At 73.4% G+C, this 17454-nt stretch carries 16 protein-coding genes and 1 other RNA gene; 1 reads left to right on the forward strand and 16 read right to left on the reverse strand.

The genetic code is table 11. The features are described from left to right. Positions 1-73: 73 nt before the first annotated feature. The 13 genes from C1701_RS05795 to rnpB form a co-directional block, all read right to left on the reverse strand. On the reverse strand, positions 74-1066 hold the full coding sequence (locus C1701_RS05795; RefSeq protein ID WP_026417042.1) for a glutathione S-transferase family protein: 993 nt from the start codon (positions 1064-1066) through the stop codon (positions 74-76). 684 nt (positions 1067-1750) lie between these two features. Beyond that, the gene (locus C1701_RS05800) at positions 1751-2524 is read right to left on the reverse strand and encodes a helical backbone metal receptor (RefSeq protein ID WP_026417043.1); all 774 of its coding nucleotides are present in this window, start codon (positions 2522-2524) and stop codon (positions 1751-1753) included. Between the two features lie 47 nt (positions 2525-2571). Beyond that, entirely contained in the window at positions 2572-2763 is a 192-nt protein-coding gene (locus C1701_RS05805; protein WP_026417044.1) for a hypothetical protein, read from the reverse strand. Between the two features lie 104 nt (positions 2764-2867). Next, on the reverse strand, positions 2868-3368 hold the full coding sequence (locus tag C1701_RS05810; RefSeq protein ID WP_026417045.1) for a hypothetical protein: 501 nt from the start codon (positions 3366-3368) through the stop codon (positions 2868-2870). A gap of 23 nt (positions 3369-3391) precedes the next feature. Then, entirely contained in the window at positions 3392-4375 is a 984-nt protein-coding gene (locus tag C1701_RS05815; RefSeq protein ID WP_026417046.1) for a C40 family peptidase, read from the reverse strand. A gap of 1 nt (position 4376) precedes the next feature. Then, complete coding sequence (locus C1701_RS05820; RefSeq protein WP_103055651.1) at positions 4377-5033, reverse strand: hypothetical protein; 657 nt, start codon at positions 5031-5033, stop codon at positions 4377-4379. Between the two features lie 13 nt (positions 5034-5046). Next, on the reverse strand, positions 5047-7056 hold the full coding sequence (locus C1701_RS05825) for a hypothetical protein (RefSeq protein WP_081715170.1): 2010 nt from the start codon (positions 7054-7056) through the stop codon (positions 5047-5049). Next, entirely contained in the window at positions 7053-9836 is a 2784-nt protein-coding gene (locus tag C1701_RS05830) for an ATP-binding protein (protein ID WP_245588656.1), read from the reverse strand. The genes C1701_RS05825 and C1701_RS05830 overlap by 4 nt, the downstream gene beginning before the upstream one ends. Positions 9837-9927: 91 nt before the next feature. Continuing rightward, a complete protein-coding gene (locus C1701_RS05835; protein WP_026417048.1) occupies positions 9928-10386 on the reverse strand; it encodes a hypothetical protein in 459 nt (152 codons plus the stop codon). A 3-nt stretch (positions 10387-10389) separates the two neighbouring features. Next, positions 10390-10659, reverse strand: a complete 270-nt coding sequence (locus tag C1701_RS05840; protein ID WP_026417049.1) for a hypothetical protein — start codon at positions 10657-10659, stop codon at positions 10390-10392. A 1394-nt stretch (positions 10660-12053) separates the two neighbouring features. Next, positions 12054-12242, reverse strand: coding sequence for a hypothetical protein (locus C1701_RS05845; RefSeq protein WP_030107235.1), 189 nt, complete (start codon positions 12240-12242; stop codon positions 12054-12056). A gap of 77 nt (positions 12243-12319) precedes the next feature. Next, positions 12320-12913 carry an ArsR/SmtB family transcription factor gene (locus tag C1701_RS05850; protein WP_103055652.1) on the reverse strand — a complete coding sequence of 198 codons (594 nt, stop codon included), beginning with the start codon at positions 12911-12913 and terminating at the stop codon, positions 12320-12322. A gap of 425 nt (positions 12914-13338) precedes the next feature. Further along, positions 13339-13735: RNase P RNA component class A (rnpB, locus tag C1701_RS05855), an RNA gene on the reverse strand. A gap of 165 nt (positions 13736-13900) precedes the next feature. Between rnpB and C1701_RS05860 the strand changes: the two genes are divergently transcribed. Next, positions 13901-14377, forward strand: coding sequence for a universal stress protein (locus C1701_RS05860; protein WP_035291326.1), 477 nt, complete (start codon positions 13901-13903; stop codon positions 14375-14377). A 23-nt stretch (positions 14378-14400) separates the two neighbouring features. Here C1701_RS05860 and C1701_RS05865 read toward each other — a convergent pair whose 3' ends face one another. From C1701_RS05865 to C1701_RS05875, 3 genes are read right to left on the reverse strand one after another with little or no spacing between them, the layout of a single operon-like run. Continuing rightward, on the reverse strand, positions 14401-15588 hold the full coding sequence (locus C1701_RS05865) for a bifunctional RNase H/acid phosphatase (RefSeq protein WP_103055653.1): 1188 nt from the start codon (positions 15586-15588) through the stop codon (positions 14401-14403). Beyond that, a complete protein-coding gene (locus C1701_RS05870) occupies positions 15585-16322 on the reverse strand; it encodes a zinc ribbon domain-containing protein (protein ID WP_026417052.1) in 738 nt (245 codons plus the stop codon). Before C1701_RS05870 ends, C1701_RS05865 begins: the two co-directional genes overlap by 4 nt. 50 nt (positions 16323-16372) lie before the next feature. Then, entirely contained in the window at positions 16373-17245 is an 873-nt protein-coding gene (locus C1701_RS05875; protein ID WP_030107240.1) for a Nif3-like dinuclear metal center hexameric protein, read from the reverse strand. Positions 17246-17454 lie beyond the last annotated feature (209 nt).

The raw sequence follows: 17454 nt of genomic DNA on the forward strand, positions 1-17454 counted from the left end.
GTCCCCGGCTGGCCGAGGCGGCCAGCGGCGGGCGCACCGGGGCCAGGGGCGCCAGGTCACGGCCGAACCGCCGTCAGATCAGCGAGAGCCCGGTCGGCGGGGTGCCCTCCCCGAAGGGCGTGCCGCCGAGGGAGGCGCGGCCGTGGGGGTCGTGCCAGCGGGTGAGGTCGGGCCCGGCCGGCACGATGCGGTTCGGGTTGAGCTGCTCGTGGGTCTGGTAGTAGTGCCGCTTGATGTGGTCGAAGTTCACCGTCTCGCCGAACCCGGGGGTCTGGAACAGGTCCCTGGCGTAGGCCCAGAGCACCGGGAGCTCGCTGAGCTTCTGCCGGTTGCACTTGAAGTGGCCGTGGTAGACGGCGTCGAACCTGACCAGGGTGGTGAACAGCCGGATGTCGGCCTCGCTGATCGAGTCACCCACGAGGTAGCGCTGGCCGAGCAGCCGGTTGGACAGCCGGTCGAGCTCGCCGAAGAGGTCGTGGAAGGCGGCCTCGTACGCCTCCTGCGAGGTGGCGAACCCGCAGCGGTACACCCCGTTGTTCACGTTCCGGAAGATCGGCTCGCTCACCTGGTCGATCTCCGCGCGGAACGGCGCGGGGTAGAGGTCGGGCGCGCCGGGCCGGTGCAGGTCCCGCCACTCGGTGGCGAGGTCCAGGGTGATGCGCGGGTAGTCGTTGGTGACGACCTGGCCGCTGCGCACGTCGACCAGGCAGGGCACGGTCACCCGCCCCTGGAATTCCGGGTCGGTGGCCAGGTAGGCCTCGGAGAGGTACTCGATGCCCAGCACGGGGTCGCGGCCCCCCTCGTCCAGGCTGAAGCGCCAGCCCCGCTCGTCCCGGATCGGGTCCACCACCCCGAGCGAGATCGCCTGTTCGAGGCCGAGCAGGCGACGCACGATCAGTGCCCGGTGGGCCCAGGGGCAGGCCAGGGACACGATGAGCCGGTACCGCCCCGCCTCGACCGGCCAGGGGGACGAACCGTCCGACGTGATCCGGTGGGTGAACCTGTTCGGCTGACGGACGAACTCGCCCCCGGTCGAGGTCTCCGCACCGAATTGCGCACGCGCCATGTCCTCACCTTACGTTCGCGCCGGTGGGAACGCTGGCGGCAGCTCCGGTCGCACCCCCGCGACCAGGAGCTCATCACCACTGGTCAGCAGCGGTCACTCTCCGTTCGCGGGGTGGCGCTGCGCCGGCCGGGCGCGGCGACCACCACCGCTCGGAGCAGCGCGCCCGCGCGATCGACGGTCGTCGGCCCGCCAGCCGGAGCAACCGGGTCGCCCGCACCGCGCTCGTCCGGTTCGCTCGGGGACGCCGTCGCGACCCCGGCGCGGCGGCGCGCCAGCCAACGGCCGGCTCCCGATCGCGGACCTCGGCGGGGCCGGCGGACCCCGGGGGCGTCCGCGACGGCTGGCACCCCGGGGCGTCGTCCGGCGGCTGGACCCCGGCCGTGCCCTCCGGCAGAGCCCCCAGCACGCCCGTCGCCGTCCCGAGAACGGCGTCGCGACCTGGCGGCCTCCTCTGACCGCCACGCCAGGGGTCGGCGGCGAGCCACGCCGTCCTCGCGGGCGACCGCGACCAGGAGGCCCGGCTGCGGGAGGAGCGCGGGGGCAGGTGCCGCGGGTCGCCAGGCCGCGTTCGGTGCGCGAGCCGAGGGGACTCGGCCACGACGACGCGGAGCGGGCCACCGAGGCCACCACCCACGAACCGTCGTCCCGGCCACGGGGACCCCGTCCCGGCGGAGCGCCAGCTCCTCAGCGGCCGGCGGCGGCGAGCTGGTCGAGCAGGACGTCCGGTGCCTCGACCAGCGAGGGCCCGTACCAGGTCAGGTGGCGTCCCGACACCAGGGCGCTCGGCACCCCGGGGAAGGCCTCCGGGCCGTCCGTTCCGGTGAACCGGTAGGGCTCGTCGGGCAGCACCAGCAGGTCGGCGGCACCGCTGTCGAACCGGGCGACCAGCTCGGGCAGCTTCGGCCGGGGATAGCGGTCGGCCAGGTCCGCGTAGGCGTTGGCGACGCCGAGCCGCCGGAGCACGTCGGTGGCGAAGGTGCGACCGCCCAGCACCACCCAGGGACGTCGCCACACCGGTATGACGGCGGTCCAGCGGCGGACGAGCGTGCCCTCCCAGCGGGACGCCGCCTTCCACCACCAGTCCGGCACCCCGAGCCCGAGGCAGTCCACCAGGACCCGGCGGAGGGACTCCAGTCCGGCGGGCACGCTCTCCGGCGCGGCGGTCACGAAGACGGGCACACCCCGCTCGCGGAGGCGCGCGACGTCGTCGGGGCGGTTCTCCTCGGCGTTGGCGAGGACCAGGTCGGGGGCCAGGGCCAGCACCGACTCCACCACCGGGTACTTCGACCCACCGACCCTGCTCACGTCGAGGTCGGCCGGGTGCGCGCAGTACTCGGTGGCCCCGACCAGCCGTCCCGGCGCGCTGACGGCGACCGCCTCGGTGATCGAGGGGACCAGTGACACGACTCGGCGGGGCGGGCCGGTCAACGGCACCTCGGCCCCCAGTTCGTCACGCACCCGCCGCCCCCTCCGCGCCACCCGTCGGCGTACCGGAGCCGGGCGGCTCAGTCCTCGTCCTCGTTCCAGGCCCGGTCCGCCTCGTCCGCCTCCTCGGTCCGGCGGCGCGCGATCTCCAGGGCGTTCGCGGCGCTCGCCGCGTCGGGGTACGGACCGAGTCGGTCCAACGCGCGACACCCGGCGCCGCGCTCCACGTCACGGTGCTTCAGGCAGTAGTACCAGCCCTGCGGATCCACCACGCGCTCCAGCGTGGCACGGGCGGAGCCGGTTGTCAGCCGACGCACGGCCGCCCGCCGGGCAGCGGGCGGCTGGACGGGCGCCCCGCGTCGCGGCGGGGCGCCGGTCACCAACCCGCGGCGGGGGCGTGGTCGCCCTGTTCCGGGATGCCCCCGGCCGGCGTGGCGGCCCCTCGCCCGGGGGCCGGTCGGCCGGAGGTCAGGGGGTCCGGGCAGGCGACGAGGACCTGCTGCTGCTCCGGCTCCTCGATGCGACGCCCGTTCCGCTCGCGGTAGACGATCTCACCGACGGCGTCGATCTCGACCAGGGCACCGATCTCGGCCAGTTGCTCCTCGTCGAGATCCACCAGCCGCTCCGACCGGGACGGCACGACCCGGTAGAGCGGCCAGGGGCGGTGCCCGGTGGCCTGGTGGAACTCGGCGAGCAGGTGGACCATCTGTTGTTGCCAGGGCAGGGGCATCGACTCCACCAGGACCCGGGGCAGCACGGCGTAGGCCGGGTCGACCCCGGTGTTGGCCCGGGCCTGCGTCGAGGCCAGGTAGTCCCGGAGCGGTGAGCTCGACGCCGGCGGGCTCGGCGGCCGGGACAGGGGATCGGACGGGAACATGCGCCTCCTCCAGTCAGGTGCGATTACACAAGGGACACGTTCGGCCCGGGACGGATGGCGGTCGCGACGAGCTTGCCGCCGTCCCAGATCTTGGCCCGCTTCACCACGTCACCCGGCTGCGGGGCGTGGATCACCTCGTCGTTGCCGATGTAGAGGGCGACGTGGTCGATGCTGGAGGGCTGCCGACCACCGCCCCAGAAGATGAGATCGCCCGGTCTGGCCTGGTCCAGCGGGATCTTGGTGCCGCCCTGGAAGTACTGGCTCTGCGAGTACTTGGGGATGGTGACCCCGGCGGCCTCCCAGGCCCGCATGGTGAGCCCGGAGCAGTCGAAGGTGTTGGGGCCGGCGGCACCCCACACGTAGGGCTTGCCGATCTGGTCGACCGCGTACTGGATGGCCAGCGTGGCCCGCTCGTCGGCGGGCGGGAGTTCCTCGCAGGTGGAGATGTCGTCCACGCCGCCGAGCTGGTCGATCAGGAAGACGGCCATCGACTCCCAGCGGTGGTACTTGTCCGGGTAGGCGGATCGTTCGACGGCCTGCGCGGCGTCACCGGGGCGCATCGCCTCCCACCGCTCGACCCGCTCCAGGGTGTCGTAGAACCAGGTGATCTGCCAGGCGATGTCGAGCCGGTCCTCCAGCGACCCGTGCATGCCCCGGATCTGGAAGATGCCGACCGAGTCGCGGTCGCCGTAGGTCAGGTTGCGCAGCCGCGACTCCTGCATCCCGGCCTGGATCGCGATCTGCCAGGCCCGGGGGGAGAGGTCGCGCTGCTTGCCCATCGTGATGATCTGACCGGTGATCGTCAGCGACTCCTCGGTGAGACCGGCGGCGTCCCGCTCACCGAGGCCGGCGTCGGTCCCGCCCCAGGTGCCGAGCGCGGGACCGCAGTAACCGTAGGTGCCGGCCTGGGCTGCGATGTTCTGCCGCATCACCGTGTTCAGGCCGTACACGACGACACCGGCCGCGATGACGACGACGGCCAGCAGGGAGATGATCGCGGTCTTCATGTCACTCCACCGGGTTGTGGCCGGACACCCGCCACCCCTGGTCCGTGGTCATCAACAACAGTTCGACCTCCCCGGCGTCGGTCGGCACCCGCACCCGCATCGAGGTGGTCGTGGACTCCACCGGCACCGGGTCCCCGGTGACGGCGTCCGCGGGCACGCTGTCCGGATCGGACAGACCGACGATGGTGAGGTACTCGTCGGTGGTGTACTCCTCCATCCCGGCCAGCCACTGCTCGGTGGTGTCCCCGGGTGCGTGGGTGACCCAGGCCCGCATCCACGCCTCGGCGACCGCCAGCCCCTCGGGGTCGGGAGCGGCTGACTCCGGGGGCAGGTCCGGCACGGAGATGCTGGGGGGCTCGGCGCTCTCCCACGGCGTGGTGGTCGTCGTGGCGGGGGGCTCGGCGGTCCCGATGCGGGTCGGGAACGGCCCAGCGCCCGGTTCCTCCCCGGCCGGCGGGGTCGGGCTGGCTGAGGGGCCGGCCTGCCCCTGGTCGGCGTCGCCGGCGAAGGGCATCCCGTCGGAGACGACCACCCCGACACCGACGACGGCGGCCAGCAGCAGGACGACGGTCGCCGTCAGGTGGCGGGGTGACCGCAGCGGCCACCCCCACAGCTTGCGGTAGACGGCGGCGCGGCCGCGGTTGGTGCGGATGGGCACGGTCGCTCCTTCCTCAACTCGGGTGACTGCCGCCGTCGTCCCTGACCTCCAGTCCTCTGGACGGGCGGTAGACGACGAACACCGGGCGCCCCGCGACCATCTCCATCTCCGCCCGGCGGGGCTGGCGGGCGGCGGGCGAGGTCGGGTGGGTGGGTCCGGGGCTGGTCGGGACCTGCGAGGGGATGATCACCGCGTCCTCGCCGACCCGGTCCCAGCCGCGGTCGGTGACCGGGGAGGTGTCGGTGATCCGGCTGCGCCGCCCCGGTGGCAGCGCCGGTGAGCTGGTACTGGCCCGGACTCCTCCCTCGGGGGGGACGTTCGGGTCCGCGCGCGCCGCCGTGGCACCCACGGGCAGGGCCGCGGCAGCCGCCCGGCGGTCCAGCCGTTCGACGGCGGCGTTGACCGGGGGCACGGTCCCCTCGGGACGCACCCGTCCACGGCCCTGGACTGGCCCCGGCGTGGCGTCGTCCTCGCCTTCCCTGACCTGTTCCCAGAACCGGTCCTGCGGAGTGGTGTCCGGACGTTTGCGCCACCGGGAGAGGAGCCCCTGGGGGGCGCCGGGGACACCGGCGCCCACGGCCCCGGCGGAGAGCTCGATCATCTGCCAGATCCGCCGGACGGGTTTGGCGATCATGAACAGGACCAGGGTGATCAGGCCGGCCAGCAGCATCTGGGTGAGCAGGTCGAACCCTCGGGCCGGGCTGAACAGCCAGTTGAGCACCATGGTGTGCAGGCCGGCCAGCGCGGCCACGACCACCACGTTGAGCAGGGTGGCGCCGGCGGCGCGTCCGATCCGCCGGAGGATGTCGTGGTGGATCATGGCGACGAGACCGATGATCGGCCCGGCGAGGATGAGCACCCGCAACAGCACCTGGGCGAGGAGGATCGCCGCCTTGGCCAGCAGTTGGAACAGGGCGTAGGCGACGGACTGCACCATCGCCAGGAACCCGGCGCCCATCCGGCTGCCGTCCACGCCCTGGAAGTAGCCGTAGGTGCTGCCCATCTGGGTGGCCAGTTCGTGGAACTCGGCCTTCTTCTCGTCGGGCGAGCCCGCGTCGAGGTTCTGGGCGACCTCGTCCTTGGTCCAGGCCTGGGCCCGCACCAGGTCCCTTCCGAGCTCCTCCGCCTGCGGCGCGTCGTTCGCCCCGAACTCCCCGCGTAGCCAGTTGTCGTAGATGACGTGTTGGTGCAGCACGCTGGGCAGCGCGTTGCGCTCGTCGACCCCGACCTCCTCCAGGAAGCCGCCCTGGATGGCGGAGGTGCCCTTGATGAGCAGGTCGTCGAGCAGGTGGGTGTAGATCAGCGGGGTCAGGTAGGTGGCGGCGGCCAGCCACATGCCGGCCAGCGCCCAGAGCCCCCGTTTGCTGATCGTGGCCAGTTCGCCCCGCCAGATGTACCGGAACAGCAGCACGCCCAGCACGACGGCGACCAGGCCGAACCAGGGGGTGTAGACGGTGTTGTAGAGGGCGTTGGTCCCGGTGACCACGAGGTCGTCCAGGGGGGCCATCATGGTGCCGGTGAGCAGGGCGTAGTGCAGGCCGATGGTGGCGCCGACGATGTTCTTGCCCACGTTGAAGAGCTGGTTGCCCGCCCAGGTGTCGATGACCGCGTTCGGGTTGCGCATCCCCTCCGGGCCGCAGCCGAGGTCGTAGGTGTGCCAGACCAGACCGGCGTAGCCGACCTCGTCGTAGACCGTCCCGGGAACGCCTCGCCCGATCGGCGCCGGGTCGAGGGCGCCCACCATGCCGGCCCCGGGCCGCTCCGGGTTGGGGGCGATCCGGCAGCCGCTGTCCTGGGCGTGGGCCTGGCCACCCAGCACGACCTGCCCGGCGAGGATGAGGACGACGACGCCGAGCACCCCCCGACGGCGTCGTCCGGTGCGCCGTGCCAGCACTTCCTCCGGGGCCGGTGCGGTCGTGCCCGGCGGCGGGGCCTCCGCCCGCCGCGTGTCCCGTGCCCGCGTCCGCAGGGCCGCGAGGGCGACCAGCGCCCCCACGACCGCCAGCACGAGAACCGCCGTCACGTCGGATCCCCCCGGTTGTCCCGGCGGGGCCGGCTGCCGGTGGACGGGGAGCCACCCGCGCCGACTCCGTTGAAGTACATGCTGTCCAGGCTGTCGTCCGCTCCGCCCGGCACGGTCGGGTCCAGGCCGTCCGTCTCGACCGGGTCCACCGCGGGTCGCGCCGCCTTCGGTTCCGCGGTGTGCCCCGGCGTGGTGTCCAGGGCGTCCCGCAGGTGCGCGAGGTGGGGGCCGGAGAAGTCGATGCGGATGCGCTCGACGCCGCCGGCACCGTCACCGAAGATGAACTGCCGGGGCGCCTGGTCCCGTTCGGTCGCCATCCGCTCGCCGCCGGGCCGGCGGCCCAGGCTGGCGACCACCTGCTCGTAGCCGGCTCCCACCGGCACCTTGAGCAGTCGCAGGGCGTCGGCCTGGGCGTCCTCGTCGTCGAGCCGTCCGATGAAGACGGAGTCCAACAGCGAGACGAATCCCTGGATCTTGAGGAAGTCGCCGGGGATCTGGCTGGACAGCAGCACCCGGACGTTCCACTTGCGGGAGTCCCGGGCGAAGCGGTTCATCAGCACGCGCCCGGTGGGCACCTCGGAGAGGAAGAAGGCCTCGTCGATCCAGACGCCCTTCCGTTCGGCCTTGGGGCGGTCGTAGATCGAACGCTGGGTGAGCCAGGCCGCGAGGTTGAGCAGCTCGACGCCGAGTGCCTCGGCGTCGGTCCAGTGCTCCCGGCCGACCCCGTCCTTCGGCATGGTCAGCCCGGCCATCGTCAACACGGTGAGCCGGTCGTCGCGCTGGTGGGAGTAGGGGTCGTCGTCGTACTCCGGGATCAGCAGCGACATGCGCTCACGCATCTCGTCCAGGAAGTCCGCCACGGCGAGGGCGTGTTCGCGGTGTTCGGTGGCGTCCCGCCGCAGGGCCTCGAAGACCAGGCCGGGGTGGGCGTCCGGCCGGCCGCCCACGTTCCGGACCGCGCGCAGCAGCACGATCCTGGTCTGGGCCAGGCGGGACACCTCGTAGGGCAGCAGTCCGGTAAGGACGTCCAGGACGAGGCGCCGCCTGGTCGCGGCGGACAGCGCGCGTTCCCTGCGCCAGGCCCGCTCCGGGTCGTCCTCGTCCGCGAAGTGTTCGAGCTGCGGCTCCGCGACCACCCGGTAGGGGTTCAGGATGCCGGGCTGGGCGTTGAGCAGGTTGATCGGCCGGGCGTACGGGCGCAGCTCGGGGAGTTCGCAGAGCGCCGCCAGCGGCCCGGACGGGTCCAGCAGGGTCCAGTGCGCGCCGGCGCGGAGCGTCTTGTAGACGACGCCGCCGCCCAGGAAGGACTTGCCGCCGCCGAGCCCGGCGACCAGGGCGGACAGCCCGGAGCCGTCCCGCACCTCCTGGGCCATCCAGGGGTCCCAGGCGACGGGGCGGCGGGTCGCCGTGCAGGTCTCGCCGAGCAGGATGCCCCGGCGGTCGCCGACGTCGGCGGTGGCGGCCGGGACCGCCGAGGCCGCCCAGATGACCGAGCCCCGGCGGAGGTAGGCGCTGGAGGCCAGCGGTTCCCCGGGGATGAACTCCCTGGCGAGGGCGTACTGCCCCTCCGGGTGCTCGATGGCGATCTTGGGCTTGTAGAGGTCGAGGATCTGCTGGGCCAGCCGCAGCGCGTCCCGTTCGGTCGGTCCGGACACCGCGAGCCGCCACCAGGACCGCACCCGGGTGGCCAGGGCGGTGAACCCGGTGGTCATCTCGTCGTCGATCTCCAGCACCCTCGACGCCTGCCGGGCCAGCGACTGGGGCGGCTCCAGCTCGTGCTCGTCGGTGTAGTGCCGGACCTGCGACCGCACCTTGTTCATCTGGCGCTGGAGTTCACCGGAGACGTCCTCCGGGCGCCGCACGTAGATCCGCGCCGACCACTCCACCGGGGCGGGCAGCCGGTCGGAGCGCTGCATCCACGGGTCGTCGACCTCGGGGATCTGGAGGCCGTGGGTCATCCCCACCGTCAGGACGGCGACGTGCCGGGTCATCCCCGCGTTGGACCCGGTGCGGCCGCGCACGGTCACCGTCGGGGAGTAGGGCTCCTGGTGCAGGTCGGCGGCGTCGGTGAAGGAGGCGAGGTCCTCCGGTTCCCAGGTGGAGCCCGGCACCGCGGGCATGTTGCGCGGTGCCGGCAGCCCCAGCGAGCAGGAGCGGTGCATCAGCCAGGACATCTCCTCGGCCGTGACGGGAGCGCCCTCCAGCCCGCTGCCGCCGATCACCTGGTCGAGGTGTTCGATCTCGCTGTCGAGTGCGACGAGCTCGGCGTCCACGGCCTCGGGGAAGATCCGGCGGAGCACGGGGGCGGCGCGTTCGACGGCCCGGTCGAGGGCGTTGCGGGTCTGCACCTGGACTCCGATGTAGACCTCCTTCTCCGCCATCGACCGGCCCATCAGCTGCTGCTGCTCGCCGACCATGTAGTCGTCGAAGGACATCGCGCCGGGGCTGTCCGGCGGCCGGCCCACCGCGTTGTGGACGTGCGCCTCGGCCCACATCCGGATGGGGTAGGGCCGGGTGGTGACGCGCAGGTGCAGCCACCGGCCCTGGAGTTCGGAGTACTGGCCGGCGATGGCCTGGATCAGGTCCTGCCGCTGCGAGTCGGAGCGGAAGGACCACCGCTGCGGGGCGAGCCGGTACCACGCGTAGACGTCCTGCCCGGTGCGCAGCAGGTGGCCGTCGATGCTGCGCGCGTTGATGGACGGCGTGTAGCTGGGGATCACCGTTTCCCCGGGCAGCCGGCGCGCCTTCTTGCCCGAGGGGCGGCCGCGCTGCTGCTCCACCGGTGGCAGCGGTGGCTCCGCGTGCCGTCTCGCGGTGTTGCCGCCGCGAGCGGTCTGCCGCTGGGCGGCGCCCCCTCGGGAACCTCGGTTCCTATCGCGCCGACGTCGGAACACCACGAACCTCCTTGGTCCGGGAGCGGCCGCGCGCCTGGCGCCGGCGGGCCGACTTCCTGGTGGCCCGCTTCGGTCGCGGGCGGCCGTTCCTGACCCTCACCCGCGACGCGCTCACCGCGCCGCCCCTTCCGGAATGTCGTTGTCTGGGTGCGGTCAGTTCTCGCGCCCACAGCGCCATGACCGAGCCGAACGGCCGTTCGTGGCTGATCCGCGAACAGATGATCTTGGTGAGCACGATCGTGATCACCACGGCCCAGGCCGTGGAGAAGAACCCGAACCCGATCCCCATCTGCCGTTCGACGGTCAACACCGCGAGGAAGACGAACAGGCCGACTCCCCACGCGACGTACCGCGCGCGCCAGGGGAAGGTCGCGCGGGGCGGGCCGAGCCAGACGGCATCGACCCGGTAGATCTCGTCGTCAGTGCGGATGCGCACGGCTCACCCTGGGCTGGCGGCGAACAGGCCCGCGATCCACTCACCGATGCTCACACCGGCTCCCGTCACGGCGAGCCCGATGACGCCGAGCGCGATCAGGACACCGCCGACCCGGCGCATGACACCGGCGTTGTCACCCTGCCCGCCGCCCAACCACAGCATCAGGATGGCCACGGTGAGCAGCAGGAGCGGAACGATGTTGCCGATGATCCAGTCGGTGAGCCCGGTGGTCTCCAGGCTGGTGGCGATCATCGTGGAAGCCGTGGCGGTCATGGTCCTAACTCCTGAAGGCGAGGAGCGCTGTCGGCGTCACCGGGACTGGTGGCCTCGGCGACTGTGGGCACTGTCGAGTACAACACGCCACTGTGACAAGGGGTAGTGGCGCCAGTGCCGGCTGTCGGCCCAACGGCGTCCCCTCCGACCCAGGTCACATGCATTTCTGGCTCCACCCATCATCGGCACGGCGGACGGCGACGTCACTGCTCGGCCCGGGATTCTCCCGACTGCCGGGCGGTTTCACTCACTTGCGAGCTGGTGGTGACCCACCGTGGTAGGACCGGGTGGCTCGTGGTGTGGCGGCCAGAACGCCGCCGCATCCCCTGCCACCGCCAGTCGTCCACAACGGCCTGGTCGCGGACGCGCGCGGTTGTTTCGGGCACCCCGAAGCCGTGGAACGATCGGGGTCCCCGTGCGTCCCACTGGTTCCGGATCCCCTGCCGGGCAACGACGGGAGGCCGTTCCTCCGGCCGGGAACGGTTCCAGGCTACCTGAGACGATCTTCACACCGCACGACTCCAACCAGGGCTACCTGGTCCCGATGGGACGGTCACGGCGGGCGATGTCCGGCGGCGGTGGGGGTATCCGCGCAGTTCCCGGGCATGCCGGCGCTCGCTCGGCGGCGGATCGTCCCGAGTTCGGCTTTGAGCCAGCCCACACTCAACCACCCGGATGGCCCAGTACACCGGGCCGGACAGCGCATTCGGTGCTGATCCACCGCACCCGGGGGAGCTCGTGGTCGTCGGGAGCCTCGGGTGGGACGGCCCAGCCGCCCGCTCCCGGTGGGACGCGGAGACCGGGGGAACCGGCGGGCGGTGTCCTCTGGGGCCGAACCCGGGCCCGGGAGACCCGGCCGTCACCGCGCCGGGCACGCACGGCCCCGAGGAGGAACCGGCTTCGGTGGGCCGGGGACGGCGTCCGCCAACCGGGATGCCGAGGGGGCGACCACCGTGGTCGCTCCCTTGTGCCTCGGTAGGAAAGCGGTGCTTCGAGGGCCGCGTGACCGGAACCGCCTCCGCCTCGACGCACGTCCCCGGGATGGCGGGTGCCGGCGGGCGGCGGGCGAGAGGTCCCGGCACGTGGCCGACCCCTCGACCCGGGCCCTGACGGCCCCGGACCGCGTCATCGGGAACCGCTGGACCCGGTCCTCGGGGGTTCGGCCCGGCACACCGGCCCGGCACACCGGCCCGGCACACCGGCGCCGATCCCGGGGCTGGGCCGCGCGGCGGCGGGCCTCCTCGTCGGGGTGCGCCGTCTCCCCCGGTGGGCACGGTTCTCGCGCTCCCTCCCCGGGCGGCGGTGCGTCTCGTCGGCGGGGACCGAGCCCGGCGGGGAGGGGACGACGCGGACTCCAGCGCGGAGTTCCCGGGGCGCGAGGAACGAGCTGCCGGTCAGAGCGCGAGTCGCCGGGCGTGCCACCACGACCACTGGTGGTGCGCCGGTCTCTCCTCCCTGTCCCTCGTCGCTCGGGGAGTGCGACCGGGGCCGCCGTGCCCACCGCGCGCGTGCGCGTCGCTCATGGGCCGGTGGTGCCGGCTCGTGGTGGCGTCGATCAGGGCGAGTTCCGTCCAGGCGTCCATGGTTCTCTCCGGTTTCTCCGGTGTGGGGTGGCCCCGAGTGGGTGCCACGGTGGGCAGGGGTGTCGAGGGGGCGCGGTTCAGCCGCCGTTGGGCGGCGACGGCTCCGGCCCGACACCGGGCCGGCGCGTCATACCGAGGACGAGGCGCACCTGGCTGGCGCCATCGGGGCGGGCGTCGCGGTTCTCCAGCCGGTCGGTGAAGCGTTCGAGGACCCGCATCAGGTCCCGGCGGAGCTCGCGCATCTCCTCGAGGGTGACGAAGGTGGTGGCGCTGACGACGCCCGTCGCCTCCCGCCACCCCTCCGGCTCGCGGGCCCGGGTGCGGATGCCCTGCCGGAGGATGTCGAAGTCGTGTTCGAGGAACGCCTCGGTGGCCGCCTCGCTCGCCAGGTCGGACTCGTCGTCGGCTCCGTCGATCACCAGGGTCTGGTGGAAGCTGGCGAGCCGCCAGGGCTTCTCCCTGCCGCCGTCACCGGCCTGCTCGACGTAACCGTGCCTGGCGAGCGTGCGGAGGTGGTACGAGCAGTTCGCCACGCTCTCCCCCAGCACGACCGAGCACTGGGTGGCGGTCCGATCGCGTTCCGCCAACAGGTCCATCAGCGCGATGCGGACGGGGTGCGCCAGTGCCCGGAGCGCCTTCGGGTCTCGGCGACCCTCCCTGTTCTCTGCCATGACCACAGACTACTTCTCGCAACACTTGTTGCGCAACACTTCTTTCGCAACAGGTGTTGTTCATGCCGGTTCCTCTCCCCAGGAGGGCACGGAGGGGAGCGCACCGGGGACCGGCCAGGAGACGCGACCACTGCTCACCACCACCCGACGCGCGGTGGGACGTCCGGCGGACCGGCGGAGGGTGGGACACGGGGGCGACGGGGGCGGGCGATCCGCGGCCGCGGTCGACCCGCCGCCGCCCGAGGGGCCGCGCCGCCAGCTCCCGCACGGCACGGGAGGACGACGGGGGGAGCACGGGGGGTCGACGGGCACACGGCTCACGGCGGGGCCGGGAACACTCCCCTCGGCACCAGGCCGGCCGCCACCCGGCGACCGACGACGGCGGGCGGTCGCCCGCCGCTGGCGGGCGCACGGACCGAGAAGGGGGGACGAGTCGACCTGTAAGCCGGATTCTGTGACCACCGGACCTCTCGGTCCGACGGCCGGCGACCATCCATCTAGACCTGCCGTCACCGACAGGCTCCAGCGGCCTACCCGCGAACTCGGGCGGGCAGCCCTCGAACGTTCGCGCAGGCGGTCTCCCGCCCTCTTGGCCTTGCTCCGGGTGGGGTTTACCGAGCCACCCCGGTCACCCGGGGTGCTGGTGGTCTCTTACACCACCGTTTCACCCTTACCCGGTCCGCCGAGGCGGACCGGGCGGTCTGTTTTCTGTGGCACTGTCCCGCGGGTCGCCCCGGGTTGCCGTTAACAACCACCCTGCCCTGTGGAGTCCGGACTTTCCTCGACGACGCGGCGCGCCGTCGCGGCCGCCCGGCCGACTCATCCCCCCGTTCAGTCTAGTGGCCGGGCGTCGAGCGAGCGGCACGCGGCCGACCGGCCCACCCCGCCGGGAGATCCCACGCGGAGCGGCGGACCGCGTCACAAGGCCGCTGCGATCCGACCGTTCACCCTGTGGATGGTCCGACCCGGTGCGGCAGGATGACCACCATGAGGCGAATCGTGATCTGGGTCACCGATTCGGGGTGGCGATCGTGTCTGTCCGCCGCCACCCACTTCACCCACGACGCGGAGTCCGTGGTGCTCCTGCACGTGATTCCCCCCGACGGGGACACCCCGGCCGGTGGGTTGCGCGGGTTCCTCGGCCGGGGACAGGAACGCGTGCCGACCCAGCAGGTCAACGAGCTCGCCCAGGCAGCCGCGCACCGCCTGCTCGCCAGGGGGCGCCGCCTGCTCGGACGCGGCTGCGAGACGGTGTCCAGGGTCGGCCGCCCCGAACGGGAGGTCCTGTCGGTCTGCGCCGGAGCGGACCTCCTCGTGTGCGGACGGGACGGGCGGTTGCGGCTCACCGGCCCCAAGAGCCTCGCACCGGCCACCCGCTTCGTCGTGGGTCACGCGCCCTGCGCGGTGTTGCTGGTGTGGCCGGACGAGGAGGTCCCGGCCGCCCGCCCCGGGCGCTGCGGATGAGCGGCGGGGCGGACCGGCGGCGGTCAGCCGAGGGCCGGGTGGAAGGTCGTGTCGTTGACCAAGGTCACCGAGGCGTGCCCGTCGGGGTAGAAGTTGGCGACGGAGATCGAGGCGACGTCGAGGTGCAGGCGGTACATCAGGCTCGGCCCCACGTCCAGTGCCATCCGCAGCAGCGCCTTGATCGGTGACACGTGGCTGACCACGACCACGGTGCGCCCACCGTGCTCGGCGATCAACTCGTCCCTGGCCCGCCGCACCCGGCGGTGCACCTCGTCCAGGCTCTCCCCGCCGGGCGGTGCGACGCTCGCGTCCCGCAACCACCTCGCGTGGAGGTCCGGGTCCCGCTCGGCCGCCTCACCGAAGGTGAGGCCGTCCCACTCCCCGAAGTCGCACTCGACGAGCCGCTCGGACACCGTGACCTGCCCGCTAACCGCGTCCGCCACGAGCTTCGCGGTGTCCAGGGTCCTGCTGAGCGGGGAACTGACCACCGGGACCGGCGCCGAGTCCCCGTCAGCCACCAGCCGCGCGACGCGGCGACCGGCCGCGGCGGCCTGCTCGTGACCGAAGTCGGTGAGGGGGACATCCCCTCGTCCCGCGTACCGCCGCTGGCGGGAGTACTCGGTCTCCCCGTGCCGCACCAACACCAGGCGGGTGGGCACCCCGGTGGCCCCCGACCACCGCGCGGCGGTCGGCGCCGCCCGGGCGCTCCCTCGGTGGGCCTCGTCGTCCCGACTGGACGGTGGGCGATCCCGGGCGGGGGCACCGCCGCCGGCCGACTCCCTCGCCGCGCCCCGACCGTTCCCGGCCTGGGCGTCCATCGCCTGGTTGGCCAACCGGTCGGCGTGCGCGTTGCGGGCCCGGGGGATCCACTCGTAGCTCACCCGGTCGAACCGGCGGGCGAGGTCCCGCGCGGTGAGCGCGAGCGGCTGGAGCTGCGGATGTTTGATCTTCCAGCGACCCGACATCTGCTCGACCACGAGCTTGGAGTCCATCCGCACCGCCACCTCGGCGGCCCCCAGCTCGTCGGCGGCCCGCAACCCGGCGATCAGGCCCTGGTACTCGGCCACGTTGTTCGTCGCGACACCCAGCGCCTCGGCCCGCTCCACGAGCACGGCACCCGTGTCGGCGTCGAAGACGACGGCACCGTAGCCGGCGGGCCCCGGGTTGCCCCGTGAACCACCGTCGGCCTCGACGACCACCCTCGAGGTCACAGCCCGGACTCCCCGGTGCGCACCAGGATCACACCGCACTCCTCGCAGCGGACCACGTCGTCGGGGGCCGCCTTGCGCAGTTCCGACAACGCGGTGCGGTCCAGTTCCAACCGGCAGGCGCCGCAGCGGCGGGCCCGGAGCAGCGCGGCCCCGGTTCCCTTCTGGGCGCGCAACCGCTCGTACAGCGCCAGCAGGCCCTCGGGAACGGACCCGACCACCGCCTCACGGGCCTCGGTCCGCCGCGTCTCGACCGTGCCGAGGTCGGCGAGGGCCTCGTCGCGGCGGCGTTCGGCGTCACCCAACCGTTGGCGGACCTCCGCCAACTCGCCCTCGGCCACCGAGACCTGCGTCTCGGCCGCCTCGATGCGTTCCATCAGCTCCAGCAGCTCGTCCTCCAGCAGGGCCTGCCGGCGGCGCACCGACTCCAGTTCGTGCTCCAGGTCGGCGACCTGCCGGGCGGAGACGTTCCCCCCCTTGAGCAGGTCCTCGTCCCGCTTGCCCCTGGCCCGGACCTGGTCGACCTCCTTCTCCAGCCGGTCGGCGTCCCGGCGGAGGTCGGCGAGCACGGTCGCGGCGGCGGTCACCGCGTCCCGGCTGGTCGCCGCCTCGGCCTCGATCCCGGTGATCTCGGTGAGCTCGGGGAGTGACCCCCTGCGGTGGGCGACCCGGTTGAGTTCGATGTCGATCTCGGCGAGATCGAGCAGTGTGCGTTGGACCGCGGGGGCTGCTTTCACGCGACGTCCTCCCTGGTTCGAAAGCGGGCTGGGGCGACCGGACGGAGGAGTCAGCCTGTCACATCCCGGACGTCGGGCTCCCGGGACGGTTCGGCGCGCAGCGTCCACGGATCGGTGCGCAGCAGGGAGACCTCCACCTCGACGTCCGAGGGCAGTCCGGCGCTGATCACCTCGGCCGCCTGATTACACCAGGGCCACTCGCTGGCCCAGTGCGCGACGTCGACCAGCGCGGGCGCCCGCCCACCCGGCACCGTGCCGGCCGCGAGGTGGTCGGAGGCGGGGTGGTGCCGCAGGTCGGCGGTGACGTAGGCGTCGACGCCGGACGCGGCGGCCAGGCCCAGCATCGAGTCGCCCGCGCCGCCGGAGACCGCGACCGTGCGGATCACCCGCTCGGCGTCGCCGGCGGCCCGCACTCCCCAGGCGGTCGTGGGCAGGGACTCCGCCACCAGTTCCACGAAGCGGGCGAAGGGCAGCGGCTCGGGCAGTTCACCCACCCGGCCGATGCCCAGGGGCCGGGGCGCGCCAGGGTCGCCGACCGGCCGCAGCGCCGAGGTGACGCGCAGCCCCAGGGCCGCCGCCAAGGCGTCGGACACGCCGGGGTTGGCCGCGTCGGCGTTGGTGTGGGCGCAGAACAGGGCGACGTGGTGGCGGATGAGGCGGTGCACGAGGGAGCCCTTGACGGTGTCGGCGGGAACGCCGTGCACGCCCCGGAGGAGCAGGGGGTGGTGGGCGACCACCAGGTCGACGCCGCTGTCGACCGCCTGCCGCACCGTCTCCGGGGTGACGTCCACGACGACCAGCACCCGCCGGACCGGTTCCGCCGGGTCACCGCAGACGAGACCGACCGCGTCCCAGTCCTCGGCGAGTTCCGGCGGGTAGGCCGCCTCCAACACCTCGACGACGTCCGCGACCCTGACCGTCACCCGTCGACCTCCTCCGGCGGCGCGTGCCGCCTGCCGTTCTCTCCTGCCCGGCTCCGAACCGGCTCCGGTGCGCCAGCCTAGGCCGGAACGCGCCGGCCCCGGCGTGCCGACCGCTCCCGTCGAGGCGTTCGGCCGGTGTCGGTGGCCGTCGGGCCGGCCCGCACCCGCCGGCCGGCCCTTCCCGGCGCTGCCCCTGCCTAGGGTGGTGG

Source organism: Actinoalloteichus sp. AHMU CJ021, from assembly GCF_002895405.1.
Classification (GTDB): Bacteria; Actinomycetota; Actinomycetes; order Mycobacteriales; family Pseudonocardiaceae; genus Actinoalloteichus_B; species Actinoalloteichus_B caeruleus.